We start from the raw sequence: 3,171 nt of genomic DNA on the forward strand, positions 1-3,171 counted from the left end.
GCCGAGGCCCTGCCCGGCCGCCGGGCCGTCGCGTGAGGCTGCTCATCGCCACCGACGCGTGGCGGCCGCAGGTCAACGGGGTCGTGCGCTCCCTCGAACACATGGCCGAGGCCGGGCGCGGGCTCGGCTTCGACACGGTGCTGCTGACGCACAACGACTTCCGCTCGGTGCCGCTGCCCGGCTACCCCGAGATCCGCCTCGCGCACGCCACGCGCCGCAAGGTCGCCGCCCGCTGGGCGGGGCTTTCGCCGACGCACGTCCACATCGCCACCGAGGGCACGGTCGGCTACGCCACGCGCCGCTACTGCCTCGCCTCGCGCCGGCCCTTCACCACGAGCTACCACACCCGGTTTCCCGAATACCTCGCCGCGCGGGCGCCCGTGCCGGAATCCTGGAGCTACGCCTGGCTGCGGCGATTCCACGGGGCTGCGGCCGGCACCATGGTCAGCACGCCCTCCCTGGAGCGGGACCTCGCCGGGCGCGGCTTTGCCAACCTGATGCGCTGGACCCGCGGCGTCGACACCAGCCTGTTCCGGCCGCGCGCCACGGGCGAGGCGATGCCGGCGGAGCTGGAGCACCTGCCTCGCCCGGTCTTCCTGTTCGTCGGGCGGCTCGCGGTGGAGAAGAACGTCGAGGCCTTCCTCCGCCTCGACCTTCCGGGGAGCAAGGTCGTGGTCGGCGACGGGCCCGACCGGGTGCGCCTTGCGGCCCTGGCGCCCGCGGCCCGCTTCCTCGGGACGCGCACCGGGCGGGACCTCGCCGCCCTCTATGCGGGAAGCGACGCCTTCGTCTTCCCGAGCCTGACCGACACCTTCGGCATCGTTCTCCTGGAGGCGCTCGCCTGCGGCACCCCGGTGGCGGCCTTTCCCGTCACGGGGCCCCTCGACGTCATCGGCGGCACGCGGACCGGCATCCTCGACCGGGACCTGCGGGCGGCGGCGCTTGCCGCGCTCGCCGTGCCGCGCGACCTGTGCCGGGCCGAGGCCCTGCGCTACACCTGGGCCGAGAGCGCGCGGCAGTTCTACGCCAACATCGAGAGCGCGCATGCCCGCGGGACGGGCCCCCTGCCCGCGCCGGTCCCGGCCTTCGGCTGAGGCGGTGACGGCCGCGGCCTGAGATGCCAAGAGGCGGGGATGCCGCCCTTCGACCCGACCCGCGCCGCCGACTACCCCGCCCTGACCGGCTGCGACGAGGTCGGCCGCGGGGCGCTGTGCGGCCCGGTGGTCGTGGCGGCCGTCTGGTTCGACCCCCAAGCGATCCCGCCGGCGCTGCTGGCCCGGCTCGACGACAGCAAGCGCGTGCCGCAGGCCGTCCGCGAGGCGCTGACCCCCCTGATCCGCCTGCACGCCCGCGTCGCTGTGGCGGCGGGCTCGCGCGAGCTGATCGACCGGATCAACGTCCGCGGCGCTACGCTGGATGCCATGCGCCGCGCGGTCCGGCGGCTCGGGATCGACGCCCCCGTGGCGGTGGACGGGCGCGACCCCATCCCCGGCCTGACCCAGCCCTGCCGGGCGGTGGTCGGCGGCGACCGGCTGGTGCCGCAGGTGGCCGCGGCCTCCATCGTCGCCAAGACGTTTCGCGATGGCCTGATGCGCACCTTGGCCCTGCGCCATCCCCATTACGCCTGGGAGCGCAACGTCGGCTACGGCACTGCCGCCCACCGCGCGGGCCTGGCCGCGCGCGGCCGCTCCCCGCACCACCGCCTCAGCTTCACCCGCGGCTTCGCGGCCCCGTTCTAGTGCAGCTCACAAAACGTCCGATCACGGGGAGTTCTCCCTCTGGCCACGACGGCGCAGCGGGAGTCTTGTGAGAGACACTCAGGACGAGGGCTCCCCGGCACGATCGAACAGGGACAGCTGCGCGCCGGGCACCCGGAAGGCACCCGCCTCCAGGGTGACGCGCTCGCGGCTGAAGCCGAGCCGGGCCTTGGCCAGACGCATCCGCTGGCCGATCAGCCGGGCATAGGCCCCCTCCCCGACCATGCGGCTGCCGAAGGCGGGATCGTTCTCGCGGCCGCCGCGGGCCTGTCCGATCAGCGAGAAGACGTGGCGCTGCCGGCCCGGATAATGTTGCGCGAACCAGTCGGCGACGAGGTCCTTCACCTCGTGCGGCAGGCGCAGCAGGACGTGGCTCGCCTCGCCGGCCCCGCAGGCCCGGGCCTCGGCCAGGATCGCCTCGATCTCGTGGTCGTTGAGCGACGGGATGATCGGCGCCACGATCACCATCACCGGCACGCCGGCCTCGCTGAGCCGCCGGATCGCCTCCAGGCGTTTTCGCGGATGCGGCGCGCGGGGCTCCATCTTTCGGGCAAGACCCGGATCGAGCGTCGTGACGGAGATTGCGACCTTGACCAGGCGCTCCCGCGCCATCGCGGCGAGAATGTCCACATCGCGGGTGACGAGGTTCGACTTCGTCACGATCCCGACCGGGTGGCGGAAGCGGGCCAGCACCTCCAGCACCGCGCGGGTGATGCGGTGCTCGCGCTCGATCGGCTGGTAGGGGTCCGTGGCGGTGCCGAGCGCGATGGTGCGCGGATGGTAGCCCGGCGCCGAGAGTTCCCGCGCCAGCAGGCGGGCGGCATCCGGCTTGGTGAAGAGCTTCGTCTCGAAATCGAGGCCCGGCGAGAGCCCGACATAGGCGTGGTTCGGCCGGGCGAAGCAGTAGATGCAGCCGTGCTCGCAGCCGCGATAGGGGTTGATCGAGCGGTCGAAGGGGATGTCGGGCGAGGCGTTGCGGGTGATGATGCTCCGCGCCCGCTCCACAATGACTTCCGTGCGCGGGGCCGGTGCCTCCGCCGGCCCCCAGCCGTCGTCGGCGATCTCCCGGCGCGCCGCCCCGAAGCGGCCCTCCGGGTTGGCCGTCGCCCCCCGCCCGCGCGCCGGCCCGTCGGGCCGGGTGCTCGCCGCGAGCCGGCGCTGGGGAAACGATTCGGTGCCGGGAGCCGCCCGCTCGCGTGTCATCCGGCCTCTCCCCTCGCCCGATACGACCAAGCTAGAACATAACAGGAACGATAGCCGTCCGACACGCCTCAATTTCGGGCAGGTCGGCCCGCGAGCGTGGGCTTGCGGCAACGCTCGGCCCGGCGCGTCACGGCGACGGGTTTCCCAGCCGCGAAAATGGGTTATCGGCGCGCATGATCTCCGCGCTGACCTATCTCGCCCGGCCGGGCGA

Annotated in this window: 3 protein-coding genes; 2 read left to right on the forward strand and 1 reads right to left on the reverse strand. The window is 73.7% G+C overall.

What is annotated here, in order from left to right; genetic code table 11:
- Positions 1 to 32: 32 nt before the first annotated feature.
- Together COGEMETH_RS21245 and rnhB are read left to right on the forward strand one after the other, a co-directional pair.
- Complete coding sequence (locus COGEMETH_RS21245) at positions 33 to 1,094, forward strand: glycosyltransferase family 4 protein (protein ID WP_238184602.1); 1,062 nt, start codon at positions 33 to 35, stop codon at positions 1,092 to 1,094.
- Positions 1,095 to 1,133: 39 nt separating this feature from the next.
- On the forward strand, positions 1,134 to 1,739 hold the full coding sequence (rnhB, locus tag COGEMETH_RS21250; RefSeq protein WP_238184599.1) for a ribonuclease HII: 606 nt from the start codon (positions 1,134 to 1,136) through the stop codon (positions 1,737 to 1,739).
- Positions 1,740 to 1,817: 78 nt separating this feature from the next.
- Here the strand turns inward: rnhB and COGEMETH_RS21255 are convergent, their stop codons facing one another.
- Positions 1,818 to 2,960, reverse strand: a complete 1,143-nt coding sequence (locus COGEMETH_RS21255) for a PA0069 family radical SAM protein (RefSeq protein ID WP_238184601.1) — start codon at positions 2,958 to 2,960, stop codon at positions 1,818 to 1,820.
- Between the last annotated feature and the right edge of the window lie 211 nt (positions 2,961 to 3,171).

Origin of the sequence: Methylobacterium trifolii, assembly GCF_022179685.1 — a bacterium.
In the GTDB taxonomy this organism is placed as follows: Bacteria; Pseudomonadota; Alphaproteobacteria; order Rhizobiales; family Beijerinckiaceae; genus Methylobacterium; species Methylobacterium trifolii.

Bases quoted from the DNA above. Each gene is read 5' to 3' on its own strand.
- rnhB (WP_238184599.1), top strand. From the start codon at position 1,134: ATGCCGCCCTTCGACCCGACCCGCGCCGCCGACTACCCCGCCCTGACC.
- COGEMETH_RS21255 (WP_238184601.1), bottom strand. From the start codon at position 2,960: ATGACACGCGAGCGGGCGGCTCCCGGCACCGAATCGTTTCCCCAGCGC.